The organism is Gilvimarinus sp. 1_MG-2023 (genome assembly GCF_030548285.1).
In genome coordinates this window covers 1-229 of the sequence record NZ_JAUOSC010001902.1, presented here as the reverse complement: position 1 = coordinate 229, position 229 = coordinate 1, and the positions used below count along the sequence as shown (strand labels likewise).

At 62.9% G+C, this 229-nt stretch carries 1 pseudogene; it reads right to left on the bottom strand.

From position 1 onward, the window contains the following. Window positions 1–229, bottom strand: a pseudogene (locus tag Q4563_RS23315) (hypothetical protein); the annotation flags it as partial.

Genomic DNA, 229 nt, shown 5'->3' with positions numbered 1-229 from the left:
ATTGCCTGACGGTCTGCCGGTTGGGCAAACTCGCCGATAATACGTCCTGCTGACATCACGCCAATGCGATCTGCCAGCGCCATTACTTCATCCAGGTCTTCGCTGATCAGCAACACGGCTGCTCCGGCATCCCGGGCGCTGCGCAAGCGCTGGTGTACGGCCAGAGTGGCGCGCACATCCAGCCCCCGGCTGGGGCTGTGAACAATCACCCGTTGTGGCTGGCGGCTGA